This is a genomic window from Flavobacterium sp., from assembly GCF_027490375.1.
Taxonomy (GTDB): Bacteria; Bacteroidota; Bacteroidia; order Flavobacteriales; family Flavobacteriaceae; genus Flavobacterium.
Window position 1 is genome coordinate 60,128 of sequence record NZ_JAIXYH010000076.1, and the last position, 16,851, is coordinate 76,978.

Annotated in this window: 10 protein-coding genes and 1 tRNA gene; 4 read left to right on the forward strand and 7 right to left on the reverse strand. The window is 42.4% G+C overall.

What is annotated here, in order from left to right; all coding sequences use genetic code 11:
- Window positions 1–13 precede the first annotated feature (13 nt).
- Genes infB through rimP form a run of 3 tightly spaced genes read right to left on the reverse strand, consistent with a single transcriptional unit; the run spans window position 14 to window position 4,569 of the window.
- Window positions 14–2,800, reverse strand: coding sequence for a translation initiation factor IF-2 (gene infB / locus Q0064_RS11775; protein ID WP_298148420.1), 2,787 nt, complete (start codon window positions 2,798–2,800; stop codon window positions 14–16).
- Window positions 2,801–2,841: 41 nt separating this feature from the next.
- On the reverse strand, window positions 2,842–4,086 hold the full coding sequence (nusA, locus tag Q0064_RS11780; RefSeq protein WP_094485552.1) for a transcription termination factor NusA: 1,245 nt from the start codon (window positions 4,084–4,086) through the stop codon (window positions 2,842–2,844).
- A gap of 18 nt (window positions 4,087–4,104) precedes the next feature.
- Complete coding sequence (rimP, locus tag Q0064_RS11785; protein WP_298148421.1) at window positions 4,105–4,569, reverse strand: ribosome assembly cofactor RimP; 465 nt, start codon at window positions 4,567–4,569, stop codon at window positions 4,105–4,107.
- Between the two features lie 161 nt (window positions 4,570–4,730).
- Here rimP and Q0064_RS11790 point away from each other — a divergent pair, with 161 nt between their 5' ends.
- Window positions 4,731–5,555: a universal stress protein gene (locus Q0064_RS11790; protein WP_298148422.1), complete on the forward strand. Its 825-nt coding sequence runs from the start codon at window positions 4,731–4,733 to the stop codon at window positions 5,553–5,555.
- Between the two features lie 246 nt (window positions 5,556–5,801).
- Here Q0064_RS11790 and Q0064_RS11795 read toward each other — a convergent pair.
- A tRNA-Gln gene (locus Q0064_RS11795) sits at window positions 5,802–5,872 on the reverse strand.
- Between the two features lie 185 nt (window positions 5,873–6,057).
- Here Q0064_RS11795 and Q0064_RS11800 point away from each other — a divergent pair.
- Together Q0064_RS11800 and Q0064_RS11805 are read left to right on the forward strand one after the other, a co-directional pair.
- Window positions 6,058–9,264 carry a DUF2723 domain-containing protein gene (locus Q0064_RS11800; protein ID WP_298148423.1) on the forward strand — a complete coding sequence of 1,069 codons (3,207 nt, stop codon included), beginning with the start codon at window positions 6,058–6,060 and terminating at the stop codon, window positions 9,262–9,264.
- Window positions 9,264–9,899 (forward strand): polysaccharide deacetylase family protein, encoded by a 636-nt coding sequence (locus Q0064_RS11805; protein WP_298148424.1) that lies wholly within the window; start codon window positions 9,264–9,266, stop codon window positions 9,897–9,899. Before Q0064_RS11800 ends, Q0064_RS11805 begins: the two co-directional genes overlap by 1 nt.
- Here Q0064_RS11805 and Q0064_RS11810 read toward each other — a convergent pair.
- Both Q0064_RS11810 and Q0064_RS11815 read right to left on the reverse strand, forming a co-directional pair.
- A complete protein-coding gene (locus tag Q0064_RS11810) occupies window positions 9,884–10,180 on the reverse strand; it encodes a thioredoxin family protein (protein WP_094485557.1) in 297 nt (98 codons plus the stop codon). The two genes, Q0064_RS11805 and Q0064_RS11810, sit on opposite strands and share 16 nt — an antisense overlap.
- 48 nt (window positions 10,181–10,228) lie before the next feature.
- Window positions 10,229–11,461, reverse strand: a complete 1,233-nt coding sequence (locus Q0064_RS11815; protein WP_298148425.1) for a metallophosphoesterase — start codon at window positions 11,459–11,461, stop codon at window positions 10,229–10,231.
- Window positions 11,462–12,896: 1,435 nt separating this feature from the next.
- Here Q0064_RS11815 and polA point away from each other — a divergent pair.
- A complete protein-coding gene (polA, locus tag Q0064_RS11820; RefSeq protein ID WP_298148426.1) occupies window positions 12,897–15,734 on the forward strand; it encodes a DNA polymerase I in 2,838 nt (945 codons plus the stop codon).
- 290 nt (window positions 15,735–16,024) lie between these two features.
- On the opposite strand, the gene tsf is transcribed toward polA, so the two are convergent.
- Window positions 16,025–16,849, reverse strand: a complete 825-nt coding sequence (gene tsf / locus Q0064_RS11825; protein WP_298148427.1) for a translation elongation factor Ts — start codon at window positions 16,847–16,849, stop codon at window positions 16,025–16,027.
- Between the last annotated feature and the right edge of the window lie 2 nt (window positions 16,850–16,851).

Sequence of the window (16,851 nt, forward strand, 5' to 3'; positions counted from 1 at the left end):
AATATACGTTTGATTACTTCAACTTCTTACGTACGGCAACTTCTTGGAAGGATTCGATAATATCGTTTTGTTCGATATCGTTGAAACCTTTGATTTGAATACCGCAATCGTAACCTTTACTTACCTCTTTCACGTCGTCTTTGAAGCGTTTCAGGGCAATTAAATCTCCGGTATGAACTACTACGCCGTCGCGAATAATACGCACTTTGTTGTTTCGGAAAATTTTTCCATCGGTAACCATACATCCAGCAATCGTTCCGACTTTTGAAATCTTGAACAATTCGCGGATTTCTGCTGTACCGGTAATTTCTTCTTTCATTTCCGGCGACAACATACCTTCCATCGCGTCGCGCAGATCATCGATTGCGTCGTAAATGATTGAGTAGTTACGGATATCGATTTCTTCTTTATCTGCTAAAGCACGTGCAGCACCTGCCGGACGTACGTTAAATCCGATAATAATGGCATCCGATGCCGAAGCTAACATCACATCCGATTCGGTGATGGCACCAACTCCTTTGTGAATGATATTGATTTGAATTTCTTCAGTCGATAATTTCGAGAACGAATCGGAAAGTGCTTCCACAGAACCGTCCACGTCACCTTTAAGGATGATGTTCAATTCTTTAAACTGACCTAAAGCAATACGTCTTCCGATTTCTGCAAGGGTAATGTGACGCTGAGTACGCACCGACTGCTCGCGCATCAATTGTGTACGTTTTGCAGCGATTGCTTTTGCCTCGCGTTCGTCTTCAAATACAGCAAATTTATCGCCCGCGGTTGGTGCACCGTCGAGTCCGAGAATAGATACTGGAGTCGAAGGTCCTGCAACGGTAACTACGTGTCCGCGTTCGTCGTGCATAGCTTTTACTTTACCGTGGTGTTTACCTGCGAGGATATAATCGCCTACGCGAAGTGTTCCGGTTTGCACCAAGATAGTTGATACATACCCTTTTCCTTTATCTAAGAACGCTTCCACAACAGTTCCTTGTGCGGTTCTAGCTGGGTTTGCTTTTAATTCTAAGATTTCAGCCTCAAGCAGTACTTTCTCTAAAAGTTCGTGAACTCCAGTTCCTACTTTAGCTGAAATATCTTGCGATTGGATTTTTCCACCCCAATCTTCAACCAATAAATTCATTCCGGCTAAACGCTCTTTAATTTTCTCTGGATTTGCGTTTGGCTTATCGATTTTGTTGATGGCGAAAATAATTGGTACACCAGCTGCTTGTGCATGCGAAATGGCTTCTTTGGTTTGTGGCATGATGTCGTCGTCGGCAGCAACCACAATAATAGCGATATCGGTAACCTGCGCTCCACGTGCACGCATCGCGGTAAACGCTTCGTGACCTGGTGTATCTAGGAATGCGATTTTCTGACCGTTTTCGAGTGTTACGCCGTAAGCACCAATGTGCTGGGTAATTCCACCCGATTCACCGGCAATAACGTTCTCTTTACGAATGTAATCAAGCAAGGATGTTTTACCGTGGTCAACGTGACCCATAACGGTTACAATCGGCGCACGAGTTACTAAATCTTCCGGACGATCTTCAACAACTTCTAGTGTTTCTTCGATGTCGGTAGTGATGAATTGTACTTCAAAGCCAAACTCATCGGCAACGATGGTTAGCGTTTCCGCATCCAAACGTTGGTTCATGGTAACCATGATTCCGAGCGACATACAAGTACCTATTACTTTTGTGATCGGCACGTCCATCATTGTCGCAATCTCACCTACAGTAACGAACTCAGTAACTTTTAGAATTTTGCTACCTTCTTCGATAGCTCTTTGCTCATCGTCTGATTTTTGTCGGTGGCTATCGCGCTTATCTCTTCTATACTTCGCTGCTTTGGATTTGTTTCCTTTTCCTTGCAGTTTTTCTAGCGTTTCGCGAATCTGGTTTTTAACTTCTTCTTCGGTAGGCTCAACTTTCGGTGTGATAGCCGGACGCTGTCCTTTAACAAAACCAGGACGTTGACCCGGTTTATTTTGTGCGCTATTTGGAACGATACGTTGCCCGCTTCCCATTCCGGGCTTAGCGCCTGGAGCTGGTGTTATGCGTTTACGTTTGCCTTTGTTCGGATCGTTCGACGCATCTGGTTTGGTATCTTCTTTTTTCTTTTTCGGTTTATTGAACTGAGAAAGATCGATTGTTTTTCCGGTGAAAGTAGTACCGCTAAGCTGCACATATTGCGTTTGAAAAGTCTCTTCAGCCGGAGCTGCAGGCGTTTCTGGAGTAGGCGTTACCACTTCTGGTGCTGCCGCAACTGGTTCAGGGGCAACAGGCTTAGGCGCTTCAACTTTTGGTTCTTCCTTAACAGGTTGTGGTGCCTCAACCTTTGGCGTTTCCACAGGTTTTGGCGCAGGTGCAACCGGTGCTGCTGGCGCAGGTGCAGGTGCAGCGGCGGCGGCAGGTTTAGGTTCTGGCTTTTTCGGATTTAAGTCGATGGTACCAACTTGTTTAATGGTTGGCGCATTGGCTTTTGCCTTAATAACCTCTTGCTGCTGACGCAGTTTTGCTTCATCAGCTTTGCGCTTTTCCTCAATTTCGCGTTCGCGCTCTAAACGAAGGAGTTCTTTCTCCTTGCGTTTTTCTTCGCTTACTTCTTTTGAGGCTTCCTTGTTGGCTAAATCGCCGGCAAACTGTTTGTGCAAAATCTCGAATTCAGTATTCGAAATCTTGGCATTCGGATTTGCATCGATGGCAATTCCCTTTTCTTTCAAGAATTCAACAGCTCTATCTAGCGAGATATTGAATTCGCGTAAAACTTTATTTATTCTTATTACTCTTTCCTCAGACATAAATTTATTTAAAGGTGTCCGTTGTGTTGTTGTTGTAGTTGTTAGTTGCTAAATTCTTCTCTCAGAATTTTAAATACTTCGCGGATTGTTTCTTCTTCAAGATCCGTTCTGCGAACCAAGTCGTTAATGTCGTGTTTAAGTACGCTTCTTGCCGTATCAAGACCAATTTTTGCGAATTCGTCGATGATCCAGCCATCGATTTCATCTGAAAACTCTGTCAATTCTACGTCGTCTTCCTCGTCGGCAGCAACGCCTTCGCGAATTACATCAAGTTCGTAACCTGTAAGTAATCCCGCCAGTTTAATGTTGTGCCCGCCGCGTCCGATTGCCTTCGATACTTCATCTAACTTCAAGAAAACCTCGGCACGCTTGCTGTTTTCATCGATTTTAATCGACGAAACTTTTGCAGGCGAAAGGGCACGAGTAATATACAACTGCGTATTGGTTGTGTAGTTAATCACGTCGATGTTTTCGTTTCCTAATTCGCGAACGATACCGTGAATTCGAGAACCTTTCATACCTACGCAAGCGCCTACAGGATCGATTCGATCGTCGTAAGAATCCACAGCTACTTTTGCTTTTTCGCCCGGAATTCGCACTACATTTTTCACCATGATTAAACCGTCGAAAACTTCTGGTATTTCTTGTTCGAACAATTTCTCCAAGAATTTTTCAGAGGTACGCGACATGATAATTTGTGGCTTGTTGCCTTTCAATTCCACGCTTTCGATGATTCCACGTACGTTATCTCCTTTGCGGAAGAAATCGTTTGGAATTTGTTTTTCTTTTGGAAGTACGATTTCGTTTCCGTCGTCGTCAACTAAGATAACTACACGCGGACGAACGTGGTGTACTTCGGCAGTATAGATTTCACCGACAAGATCTTTAAATTGCTTGTAAAGATTGGTGTTGTCGTGTTCGTGAATTTTTGAAATCAGGTTTTGGCGTAAAGCGAGAATAGCTCGTCTTCCGAGGTCGATTAGCTTCACTTCTTCGGAAACTTCTTCACCGATTTCGAAATCGGGCTCAATTTTACGCGCTTCAGTAAGGGTAATTTCTTCGTTTTCAAGATCGAGATCGTCGTCGGCAACGATTACGCGTCGGCGCCAGATTTCCATATCTCCTTTATCAGGATTGATGATGATATCGAAATTCTCGTCGGAGCCGAATTTCTTTTTGAGTGCATTTCTAAATACATCTTCGAGTATTGCCATCAGGGTTACGCGATCAATCAGTTTATCGTCTTTAAATTCCGAAAACGACTCGATTAATGCTAAATTCTCCATACTAAAAATTCTATATTGTTAAAATGTTATGGTCACTATTGCTTGTTTGATCTCGGCGTAAGGTAAGATCAGTTCGTGTTGAACCGTTTCTTTTCCTTTACCTATCTTTTTTGGCTCGCGAGCGGACCAAGAAAGTTTTATGTTTTCATCGTTTGCTTCTGCCAAAGTTGCTTCGATCTCTTTAGTTTCGGTTTTCACTTTGAGCGTTCTTCCTACATTTTTCTTGTATTGTCGAACGTTTTTTAGTGGAGAACCTACACCAGCCGACGCTACATCGATGGCAAAATCTACGGCTTCGCGGTCGAGATTGTGTTCAACAGCTCTACTAATGTCGATGCAATCCTGCAAAGTTACACCCTTATCGCCATCAATTGTTATCTCAACTTTATTTAAATCACTAATTTTCAAATCAATTAGAAACAAGTCGGCCCGTTCGGCGAGCGCTTGGTCTAATAAATCCTGAACTGTTTTTTTAAAATCCATATTGTAATAAAAGAGGGAAGCTGCGCTTCCCTCATTATCCCGTTTTCGTAAATAACGGTGCAAAGATACGGTAAATTTTTAAAAATCAAAAACATCCGTTTACGCACAATAATTTCGTAACTTTATTGTGAAAACCAATAATCAATAAATTTTCATTCTTTATGAAACGAATACTTGTCCCTACGGATTTTTCTGACCATGCTCATTATGCTTTGGAAGTTGCTGCGCAGCTTTGTCGCAAAACCGGTTCTGAGCTTTTCATTTTAAACTTGCTCGATTTACCTACTCATATGAACGATGCCGTAAACAGCGGCGTTAACATTCCGGAAGTCATGTTATTTCTGAAGAAAACCGACGACCGTTTGGAAGATTTAAAAGACGAAGCGTTGCTCGAAGGCATTAAAGTAACTACGGCAACACGCATTGAAAAAGCCTTTGAAGGCATTGTTTCTTACAGCAAAGAACACGCTGTTGATTTAATTGTTATGGGATCACATGGCGCTTCTGGTTTCCAAGAACTACTGATTGGATCGAACACCGAAAAAATTGTTCGCACCTCTGACGTACCTGTTTTGGTGATTAAGAATCGCGTTGACACCTTTACGGCAGATAAATTTGTTTTTGCATCCGATTTTTCTTCTGAAATCCGCAAGCCTTTCCAAAAGCTGATTGAACTTGCTGGTATTTTTGATGCTGAATTGCATTTGGTAATGATTAATACGCCGAACAGCTTCAAACCAACGCATGTAGCTGAAGATATCATGAAAAATTTCATCAAAGAATTTTCGCTTCCAAAACATCAGTTGCATATTTACAACGACACCAACGTGGAAAAGGGCATTTTGAATTTTGCGAATAAAATTGATGCCGATGTTATTGGTGTAAGTACACACGGACGCACGGGATTTGCGCATTTCTTTAACGGAAGTATCTCTGAAGATTTGGTAAACCATGCGGTTCGACCAGTAGTGACATTCAAGATCTAAATTTTTAATACCGCATTTAAAAGACCAGACGCATCGTTTGGTCTTTTTTTTGAAGAAACGTTTCTTTGGTAACGATTGCCTGTGTTAACGATTGCAGCGAAAACCCCGCAGCTGCCGAAAACCTGATTTCCACTACCGATTGGCAGCGAGGAGTTGCAGCGGAAAGCGTGGCGGCGCGGTTGGGTTTAGGACGGGGCGGCGAAACACCCAAAAAAAAATCCTCTCAAAAATTGAGAGGACTTTTCGTTGGCCCACTAGGACTCGAACCTAGAAAGACGGCACCAAAAACCGTAGTGTTACCATTACACCATAGGCCAGTTTTGCGTAATGCGAGTGCAAATTTATAACAAATCTCAATACTTCCAAATGTTTCAAAATATTTATTTCAAAAAGGATAAAATTTTTGCGTTAAAACTTACTTAATACGGCTTAGAAAATGTGTGTAAGTTGTTGTAATGCGGCAAGAAATCGTTTCTTTGTAGCGCAAAAATCACGTGTTTTTATGAGCGAACAGCAATTTAAAAAATGGAATACAATTGGAGGCTGGCTATCTTTTGCCATCGCCTTGCTCGTTTATTCGCTAACTGTTGAGCCTACGATGAGCTTTTGGGATTGCGGCGAATACATTGCAACCTCGGCAAAGTTAGAGGTTGGACACCCGCCCGGCGCACCCTTATACCAAATGATGGGTGCTTTTTTCTCGACGTTCGCTCCAGATAATCAGACCGTGGCATTGATGATTAACATGATGTCGGTGTTTTCGAGTGCTTTTACCGTGCTATTCATGTTTTGGACGGCAACTATTTTGCTTCGAAAACTCGTGGCATTGACCGATAAAACTGATAGTACCGTAGATGGTTGGGCGATTTTAGCCGCTTCGTTTGTTGGCGTGATGGCTTTTACTTTTTCCGACAGTTTTTGGTATAATGCCGTTGAAGCTGAGGTTTACGCCATGGCAACGCTATTAATTGCATTACTGTTTTGGTTGGGATTGCGTTGGGAGCAAGACTTAGACAAAGCGCGCGGAAACAAATGGCTGTTGCTTATAGCGCTCGTCATTGGATTGTCTTTCGGAATCCACTTTATGGCTTTGCTTACCATTCCTTCAATCGGATTTTTATATTTCTTTAAAAAATATCCTGCAGTAACTACGAAAAACTTCATCATCGCAAATATTGTGGTGGTTTCGGTTTTGTTGTTTATCTTCAAGTTGTTACTTCCGTGGACGATGGCTTTGTTCGGAAACACCGAAGTATTTATGGTAAACAGCCTCGGATTACCTTTTAATTCGGGTACCATTTTCGTAGCCGTAGTTTTAATTGGTTTATTCTATTTCGGTTTGCGTTATACCAAACAAAAAGATTTACCGAAGTGGAACACACTGATTTTAAGTGTGCTTTTTATATTGATTGGTTTCTCGACCTGGATGATGCTTCCGATTCGTGCAAATGCAAACACGGTGATTAACGAAAATAAGCCTTCGGATGCGCGCGAACTTCTGGCGTATTACAACCGTGAGCAATATGGTATTAATCCGCTTTTCTACGGACCGCAATTTTCGGATATGTATGCCGGTTTAGATGAAGAAGAGCCCTACAAAGACAAAGCGCCAAATTACGAACGCGATTACACGACAGGTAAGTACATCATTACCAACAATTATAAAAACGCAGAGCAAAACAGTTCGTCTGCGCACAAGTCGATCTTGCCACGTATGTGGAGTACCGAGCACGCAAAGAATTACATGACGTTTACGCATCCGCTTGAGTTCCGAATTAATCCGGAATATTCTGAAGAAGCTGAATTGGTTCAAATCATTTCTGAATTCAGACAAGCCTACTCTCAAGGTCAGGTGGATATGGAAGGCTATGCCGAATTCTTAAAAGCATACAGCGATTACCTAATCGTGGAACGCCCTTCGTTTGGCGACAATATTGGATTTATGTTTGAATACCAATTTGGATATATGTACTGGCGTTATCTGATGTGGAATTTCACCGGACGTCAAAACGACATTCAAGGCAATTACGACACGCAAGATGGAAACTGGATCAGCGGTATCAATGCGGTAGATTCGTATCGATTGGGCAATCAGGATTCGCTTACGCAAGACGCTAAAAACAACAAAGGACGAAATACCTATTATTTTATTCCGTTTATTTTGGCGATTCTGGGCATGATTTACCATGCGAATCGCGACGTGAAAAGCTTTTACGTGTTGCTTATTTTGTTTTTGTTCACAGGCTTGGCATTGAAGATTTACTTGAATGAACGTCCGTTTGAACCACGTGAGCGCGATTACGCTCTTGTAGGATCGTTCTACGTTTTTGCATTATGGATTTGCTACGGTGTGTACGGACTTATTGATTACGCACGTAAAGCGGTATCTTCTAAAATTGCTGTTCCTGCCGTATTTGTTGCCACACTTTTGGGTGCACCGGTTTTGATGGCGAGTCAGAATTGGGACGATCACGACCGCAGCAACAAATACACTGCGGTAGCGATGGCCAAAGCGTATTTATCGTCTTGCGAACCAAACGCCATTTTATTTACCATTGGCGATAACGATACCTTCCCACTTTGGTATGCACAAGAAGTAGAAGGTTATAGAACCGATGTTCGTATTGTAAACACCAGTTTGTTGCATATGGATTGGTACATCGATCAAATGAAAGCCAAAGCGTACGAATCGGAACCTTTGCCCATTAGCTTTACCCACAAACAATACGTGGGTGACAAATTGGATTATTCTGTCTTCACCGACCGAACTGATGCGCGTTGGGCTTTACAAGACTTTATCAAATTCTTAGCAACCGACGACGAACGCACGCTTATTGAACTTAAAAACGGTCAGAAATTACACTTCTATCCAACTAATAAAGTACGTTTCAATATCGATAAGAACGCGGTTATTGCCAATAAGGTGGTTTCGGAAAAAGATCGCGACAGCATTGTCGATTTCATCGATTTCGACATCAAAGGACAAGCACTGTATAAAAATCGGGTGATGATGCTCGACATTGTGGCAAACAATCAGTGGAAGCGTCCGATTTACTTTACTGGTGGCAGTTTTGGCGATGACGATTACCTCTGGATGAAAGATTATCTACAACTCGACGGTATTGTATTTAAGTTAGTTCCTGTGAAAACACCTGTTGCAAAAGACGCAAGTGTGTTGGATATGGGGAAAATTGATACCGACAAAATGTACAAGATTGTTAAGAATTGGGAATGGGGCAATAGCGGAAGTCCTGATATTTACCACGATCCGGAAACGCGCAAAAACTCGCTGACGTACCGAACTAATTTATCGCGTTTGATTTCTGCTTTAATTGAAGAAGGTAAAAATGCTCAAGCTGCCGAAGTGGTTGATATCGCTATGAAAAATATGCCTTTTGAGTATTTTGGCTATTATTCGTTGCTCGACACTTACGTGGAAGCCTATTATAAACTGGGCAAGCGCGCTGAAGGACGAAAATTATACGAACAACTTGCGGCGAAGTATCAAGATCAATTACAGTATTTCCAATCGCTTACCGCTTCCGAACAAATGGATTTATACTACGAAGTGGTAGCTGCCATCGAACGATACCGAAGTGTCTTGCAGCTCGTTAAAAAATACGACGAACCTGCATACTACGAAAAGTCGAAGACTACTTTTAACAGCTGGAACGGGAAGTTTGGTCGTTTTCAGCGCGACAATGAGTAATGTGGTACTGGGTTAAAACGAGTCGGTTTGTACGCTGGCTTTTTCCGCACTTTGTCTGGAAAATGCCGGCGGGCGAACAATTGGTATACCTGACTTTCGACGACGGACCCATACCGGGCGTAACCGACTGGGTTTTGGAACAACTCGAACAATTTCAGGCGAAAGCCACTTTCTTCTGCATCGGCGAAAATGTAAATCGGCACAGAACCGTTTACGACAAGATACGAGCACAGGGCCACAGCATTGGCAACCATACGCAAACACACGCCAACGGCTGGAAAACCGATTCAAGTCTATATATTCAGGAATTTGAAGATTGCCAGAAGCAATTAGACACGAAAACTACTTTATTTCGACCGCCTTACGGGAAAATTCGGCGTTCGCAACGCAAACAATTGGAAAAGCTCGGAACGCGAATAATAATGTGGGACGTACTTTCGGCCGATTTCGACACGCAAATTAGTCCAGAGAACTGTTTAGAAAACGTGCTAAACAATATTGAAGATGGAAGTATCGTGATTTTTCACGACAGTTTAAAAGCAGAAAAAAACTTGCGGTATGCGTTGCCGAGAACTTTAGAATTTCTTCAGCAAAAAGGTTTTAAAGCTGTAGCGTTAGCTCAGACTTGTTCTTGAACGATGGCAATAATGCTATTTGCATCAAGTTCACCCGATTGTCTCCAAACCATTTGCCCGCTTTTGTAAATCATTAACGTAGGAACGTTTTTGATGCGAAGCGCTTCGGCTAATTCTTGGTTTTTATCGACATCGATTTTGATGACTTTGGCTTTATCGCCCAATGCAGCCGCCACATCTCTGATCACAGGGTGCATAGAAGTAGACTGTTCGTTCCACTCGGTATAAAAATCGATTAAGACCGGAATCGGCGCGCTAATCAGTTCTCCAAATTTTGACATTACTGCAAAAAATTAAACTTGATAGTACAAATATATGTTTTTTCGGTATTACGCCGGTTTTTCGCCCTTTTTTAGTTCAAAAACACTGATTTCGGGCCAGATGCCAACACGACCCGGATACGCGTGGAAGCCAAAACCGCGATTTACGTATATTTTACGATTCTCATGCTCATACAAACCTGCCCATTGTTTGTACACGTATTGCACCGGACTCCATTTGAAAAATCCAGGAATTTCAATCCCAAACTGCAAGCCGTGCGTGTGTCCAGACAAAGTTAAATGCACATTCGACGGATGCGTTTTAACTTCGTATTCCCAATGCGATGGATCGTGCGACATTAAGATCTTGAATGCGTCGCGATCCAATCCGGAAACAGCTTTACCCAAATCGCCCGCTTGTTTGAAGTTTTTGCCCCAATTTTCAACGCCAACAATGTGCAAAGCTTCCCCGTCTTTGTTAATCGAAGTGTGTTCGTTCAACAGCAGTTTAAAGTCGATATCGCCGTACAACTTTTTGATGTCTGAAAAATTCTTTTCTTTTTCCTGTTGCGACGGCCAAGAAACGTATTCGCCGTAATCGTGATTCCCCAGCACTGCAAACTTTCCGAATCTGTGTGGTTTTATTTTTTTGAAGGTGTCAATCCACGGATGCATTTCGGTAGCGTGTGTATTTACGATATCACCAGTAAAGAGAATTAAATCGGTTTCTTGCTGATTGATTAAGTCGATTGCGTATTCAATTTTCTCGGGATTATCGAAACTACCGCTGTGTACATCGGAAATCTGGGTGATTTTTAAACCGTCGAAGGCCGCAGGCAAATCCGGGAAATGCAGTTTAGTAGTAATTACTTTATAGTTGTACTTTCCTTCAAAAATGCCGTAAATTAAACTAGCAAACGGTATGGCGGCAAGGCCGAGGGCAATCTGGCTGATGAATTTTCGGCGCTCGGGCAAGGCTGGTGTGTTTGAATCGTAATCCACGAAATAGCGCGAAATGGCGCAAAATACGCGGAATAAGTCTTCGCCAAAAAGCACTAAACCAATAAGCATTTTGGGAACGTAAATGACCAGCATTAATCCTAGTGTAAAAAGCGACATCCGATTTTGCCCTACCGAGCGATCGAACTGCGTAAAACCGTAGAAGATAATTCCGACTATAGCAATAGAAATTACGAGATACGAAATGATAAAACCTTTGTCTTTATTGACTGTTTTGAATGCTTGAAAGGCATACAGTTCAATTAAACCAAAGATTAGCAGAAGAATAATCCAACGAACCACAGTAAAAATTTTCGGCAAAGTAACGGTTAAACACGGTTTGATATTCGAGCATTCCAAAATATTTAACTAAAAAACAATATTCTAGAAGGCTTGAGGGATTTTTTTTGAGAAACTAGTCCCGATAGCCATCGGGATAGACACGAGTTCCGATAGCTATCGGAATAGAATTTGTGACGTTCACTATTTTACGTGTCGATTTGCCCTACTGAACCCACGTATCGTGGGTGCCTGAGCTTGTCGAAGGCTGATTTTTTTTGAAAGCTAGTTCCGATAGCAATCGGGATCGCGCCGTTCGCCATTTTACGTTTAATGTCCCCGCTCTAACCCACGTATCGTCGTCGCCTGAGCCTGTCGAAGGCTGGTGCGATTTTTTGGTGGCTTGACACATTCTGTGGTTTCCTCAACGGTACCCTATTGCGTAAAATTCTGTGAGGTTCAGTGTTTTCTGTGCGCTTAAAAAGCTGGTACGTGAGCTCGTCGAAGGAATAACTTTGTGAAAAATTGTGAAAAACTTTGTGAAACATTGTGCTCCCTCAGCGCCTGAATTTAATGTATGTTTAACCGCAAAGAGCGCAAAGATTTACGCAAAGGGCGCAAAGGGGTTTTTTGTATTAAGACTTTGATGAATTCACCACTTAACGTATCTTTTTGGAGAAGCTAGTCCCGATAGCCATCGGGATAGACACGAGTTCCGATAGCTATCGGAATAGAAGCTAGACTCGATGAATTTGCCACTTAACGTATCGTTTCTTTAATCCGACCGAAAAAAGAAGAGTTTAGGTTTCGTATTTCGCTGCTGCGCGAGTCCTCTCGCGTGGTGAACCACAATACAATAAGCGAACACTTGTTCACATAAATGGTTGCTTTAACCGCAAAGAACGCAAAGATTTACGCAAAGTTCACAAAGAGGTTTTTTGTAGTATTAAGATGGGAGTATTAAGTATTAAGACTTTGATGAGTTCACCACTTTACGTATCGTTTTGAGAAGCTAGACACGATAGCCATCGGGATAGACACGAGTTCCGATAGCTATCGGAATAGACTTCGATGAATTCACTATTTTACGTTTCATGTTCCCTCCCTGACCCAAAATTCGTTGGTTCTGGAGCGATTAGGGGAGCTTATAGCAAATGTGTTTTTTCAATTTTCGCTTTCCTCCCTTTTTCTATTTTTCCATTTTTTCGCTTTTTTTCATTTTTTCACTTTCGAACTTTCCCGCGCGAACGGGTGGAGTGGCATCCTTTTTTGCGCTACGGTTTTTCCACTATTCGTATGCAAAAAAGATAGAACGAAACACGTGACGGCGTGAATAATTTTAGCGCAGCGACGACTCGTTTGCCGGCGCGCCCAAAAACAAAAAAGAATGCTTCATCGGTCGTATCTTGCGAGTAAGGGTATCAAAATTTAAATACCTTTACTTTCTTTAATTTTTGAAATGGAAACCAAAAAACGCCTGTACTTACTCGACGCCTATGCCTTGATTTTCAGAGGATATTACGCTTTTATTAAAAACCCAACCATCAATTCCAAGGGCATGAATACTTCGGCAATTGTAGGTTTTATGAATTCATTACTCGACATCATTAAGCGCGAAAAACCCGATCATTTGGCCGTAGCGTTTGATAAAGAAGGAAGTACGGTGCGCACGGAAATGTTTCCGCAATACAAGGCCAATCGCGACGAAACGCCCGAAGCCATAAGCCTTGCCATTCCGTACATACACGACATTTTACGCGCCATGCACATTCCGATCATCGAACTAGCCGGTTGCGAAGCCGACGATTTGATTGGAACCATCGCTAAACAAGCCGAACAACAGAATTATCAGGTGTTTATGGTTACGCCCGATAAAGATTTTGCGCAGCTCGTAACCGAAAACGTATTTATTTACAAACCCGCACGAATGGGCAACGGTATCGAAATCTGGGGCATAAAAGAAGTGCAGGAACGCTTTGGCGTAGAACGTCCGGAACAGGTAATCGACTTTCTAGGCATGATGGGCGATTCTGTAGACAACATTCCCGGACTTCCCGGCGTGGGCGAAGTAACTGCAAAAAAACTGCTCGCCGAATTCGGCTCTATGGAAAATTTGTTGGCTAACACCGACAAGCTTAAAGGGAAAATGAAAGAAAACATTGAAGCTAATGCCGAACTGGGAATACTTTCGAAAAAACTCGCGACCATTTTGGTAGATTGCCCCGTAACCTTTAATGAAACCGACTACGAACTGAGCAAACCCGATTTCGAAAAAACGCAAGCGCTGTTTCACGAACTCGAATTTCGCCGTATGGCCGAACAATTCGATGTAATTTTTCGAACCGACTTCTCGGCTGTAAACAACGCCACCGAACAGAAAGAAGCGCAACTGTACCGCAAAGCCAAACCAAATCTCACGGGACAAATCGACCTATTTGGCGGCGATACCGATATGGAAAGCGCCACCGGTTACAGCTTGTACCAAAACATTGAAAACACCGAACACCACTACCAATTGGTAAATACAGACTTTGCCAAGAAACTGTTGCTCGACCATTTGCTCAAGCAAAAAACCGTAAGTTTTGATACGGAAACCACCGGAATCGACGTGCAGCAAGCCGAATTAGTTGGCCTATCGTTTTCTACCGAAAAAGGGAAAGGGTATTACGTGCCTATTTCCGAAAATCGGGAACAAGCCGAAGCCGAAGTACATTATTTTGATGCGTTTTGGGAAAATACCACAATTGAAAAAGTGGGTCAGAATATAAAATACGACTTAAAAATCTTGGCACAATACGGTGTTACGATTGCCGAACCTTGTTTTGATACCATGTTGGCGCACTACTTGATAAACCCAGACATGCGTCATAACATGGATGTATTGTCGCAAACCTATTTGAATTACGCGCCGGTTTCGATTGAAACGCTGATTGGAAAGAAAGGTAAAAATCAGAAATCGATGCGCGAAGTCGATGTAGAAGTGATTAAAGAATACGCCGCCGAAGATGCCGATGTAACTTTGCAATTGAAGAACGTTTTTGAACCCAAATTACAAGAATCGGAAACAACGAAACTGTTTACGGAGATCGAAATGCCGCTGATGCCTGTGTTGGCCGATATGGAACTAACGGGCGTGAAACTCGACATTGCTTTCTTGAAAGAAATGGAATCGGAAATTGCTACGGAAATCAGTTCGTTGGAACGCAAGATTTACGAAACGGCAGGCGAAACCTTCAATTTAGCGTCGCCAAAACAATTGGGCGAAATTTTGTTCGATAAAATGAAAATTGGCGGTGCGAAGCAAAAGAAAACGAAAACCGGACAGTACGCCACAGGCGAAGAAATATTGTCGTATTTGGCGCTTACGAGTCCGTTTGTACAAGACATACTCGATTGGCGTCAATTGGTAAAACTACAAAGTACGTATGTTACGGCACTACCGACGCAGGTAAATCCGAAAACGGGTCGGATTCACACCGATTATATGCAAGCTGTAGCGGCAACCGGACGTTTGAGTTCGAACAATCCGAATTTGCAAAACATCCCGATTCGCACCGAACGCGGTCGTCAAATCCGAAAAGCATTTGTGGCGGGTTCCGACAAGCACGTGTTGTTGAGTGCGGATTACAGTCAGATTGAATTGCGCATCATTGCAGCTTTAAGCGGAGAAGATACGATGATTGAAGCGTTTAGAAACGGCGAGGACATTCACCGTTCTACAGCTTCGAAAGTATTTGATATTCCGGTAGAAGAAGTAACACGCGAGCAACGAAGCCATGCCAAAACCGTGAATTTTGGAATTATTTACGGCGTGTCGGCCTTTGGATTGAGCAACCAAACTACGTTATCGCGAACGGAGAGTGCCGATTTAATTAACGCGTATTACCGAACCTATCCCAAATTAAAGACCTACATCAACGACCAGATTGAGCACGCCCGCGATTTGGGTTATGCGCAAACGATTTTCGGTCGACGCAGGTATTTAAAAGACATCAATTCAGGAAACGCGGTGGTGCGTGGTGCCGCGGAACGCAATGCGGTAAACGCGCCGATACAAGGTTCGGCAGCTGATATTATCAAAATTGCGATGATACGTATTCACAAGGCGTTTGCGGCTCAGCAATTACAATCGAAAATGTTGCTGCAAGTACACGACGAATTGGTTTTTGATGTGTTGGAATCGGAATTAGAAGTAGTAAAGCAAATTGTGAAAGCGGAGATGGAAGGTGCGGCTAGCTTAACGGTTCCGTTAGAAGTAGAAATGGGTGTGGGTAAGAATTGGTTGGAGGCGCATTAGGATATTTTCTTATGGATGTGTCAAAAATTTTGAAACAATATTTTACATTAGAATTTCTATCAAGGAGCGGTTATACGTTATATTTTTTTTGAGCGAAAAAGAAAGTTTTGATGCTCGAAAAATTAAAATAACGTATTGATTTTAAAGTTTTAACAAGAGATAATATTGCAATATTACAAATGAAATAATACCAAGCCTAGTAAAATCACTTTTACAAAATCAGCATTCAATTCACCCCATAAAAAAAGGCTCTCTTTCGAAAGCCTTTTTTGTTTTATAGCGGGAACTAATTAACCTAAAGCAGCACGCTTAAATCCAGTTACTACTAGATCTGGGTTAACTGTTTTCACGTATTTAGCTACGCTAAGTTCACCGTCTTTGATGTAATCTTGGTTCACCAAAGTATTGTCTTTAAAGAAACGTCCCAATTTACCTTTTGCAATGTTTTCGATCATTGCTTCTGGCTTACCTTCCTGACGTAACAAATCTTTAGCAATTTCAATTTCTTTATCGATGGTTTCTTGGTCAACACCAGCCTCATCTAAAGCAATTGGGTTCATTGCAGCAGCTTGCATCGCTACGTTACGAGCCGCTTCTTCAGCTCCTTCTACGTTTGCAGAAAGCGAAACGATGGTTGCAATTTTGTTACCTGCGTGGATGTAGCTTCCTACGAAAGCACCGCTTAATTTCTCGAACGTACCGATTTCGATTTTCTCACCGATAACACCTGTTTGTTCGATTAATTTCTCAGAAACCGTAATTCCGTTGAAATCAGCTGCTAAGAAAGCCTCTTTTGAATCGAATTGAAGTGCCAAAGTAGCTAAATCAGTAGCTAATTTTACGAAACCTTCGTTTTTACCTACGAAATCTGTTTCACAGTTCAAGGTAATAACAACACCTTCAGTCTTATCAGCGTTTACAGCAGCGATTGCAGCACCTTCGGTTGATTCGCGATCTGAACGATTCGCAGCTACTTTCTGACCTTTCTTACGAAGGTTTTCAATAGCCAAGTCGAAATCGCCATCCGCTTCAACAAGCGCTTTTTTACAATCCATCATACCGGCACCGGTAAGGGTTCTTAATTTATTTACATCTGCAGCAGTAATTGTTGCCATGA

Bases quoted from the DNA above. Each gene is read 5' to 3' on its own strand.
- infB (WP_298148420.1), bottom strand. From the start codon at position 2,800: ATGTCTGAGGAAAGAGTAATAAGAATAAATAAAGTTTTACGCGAATTC.
- nusA (WP_094485552.1), bottom strand. From the start codon at position 4,086: ATGGAGAATTTAGCATTAATCGAGTCGTTTTCGGAATTTAAAGACGAT.
- rimP (WP_298148421.1), bottom strand. From the start codon at position 4,569: ATGGATTTTAAAAAAACAGTTCAGGATTTATTAGACCAAGCGCTCGCC.
- Q0064_RS11790 (WP_298148422.1), top strand. From the start codon at position 4,731: ATGAAACGAATACTTGTCCCTACGGATTTTTCTGACCATGCTCATTAT.
- Q0064_RS11800 (WP_298148423.1), top strand. From the start codon at position 6,058: ATGAGCGAACAGCAATTTAAAAAATGGAATACAATTGGAGGCTGGCTA.
- Q0064_RS11805 (WP_298148424.1), top strand. From the start codon at position 9,264: ATGTGGTACTGGGTTAAAACGAGTCGGTTTGTACGCTGGCTTTTTCCG.
- Q0064_RS11810 (WP_094485557.1), bottom strand. From the start codon at position 10,180: ATGTCAAAATTTGGAGAACTGATTAGCGCGCCGATTCCGGTCTTAATC.
- polA (WP_298148426.1), top strand. From the start codon at position 12,897: ATGGAAACCAAAAAACGCCTGTACTTACTCGACGCCTATGCCTTGATT.
- tsf (WP_298148427.1), bottom strand. From the start codon at position 16,849: ATGGCAACAATTACTGCTGCAGATGTAAATAAATTAAGAACCCTTACC.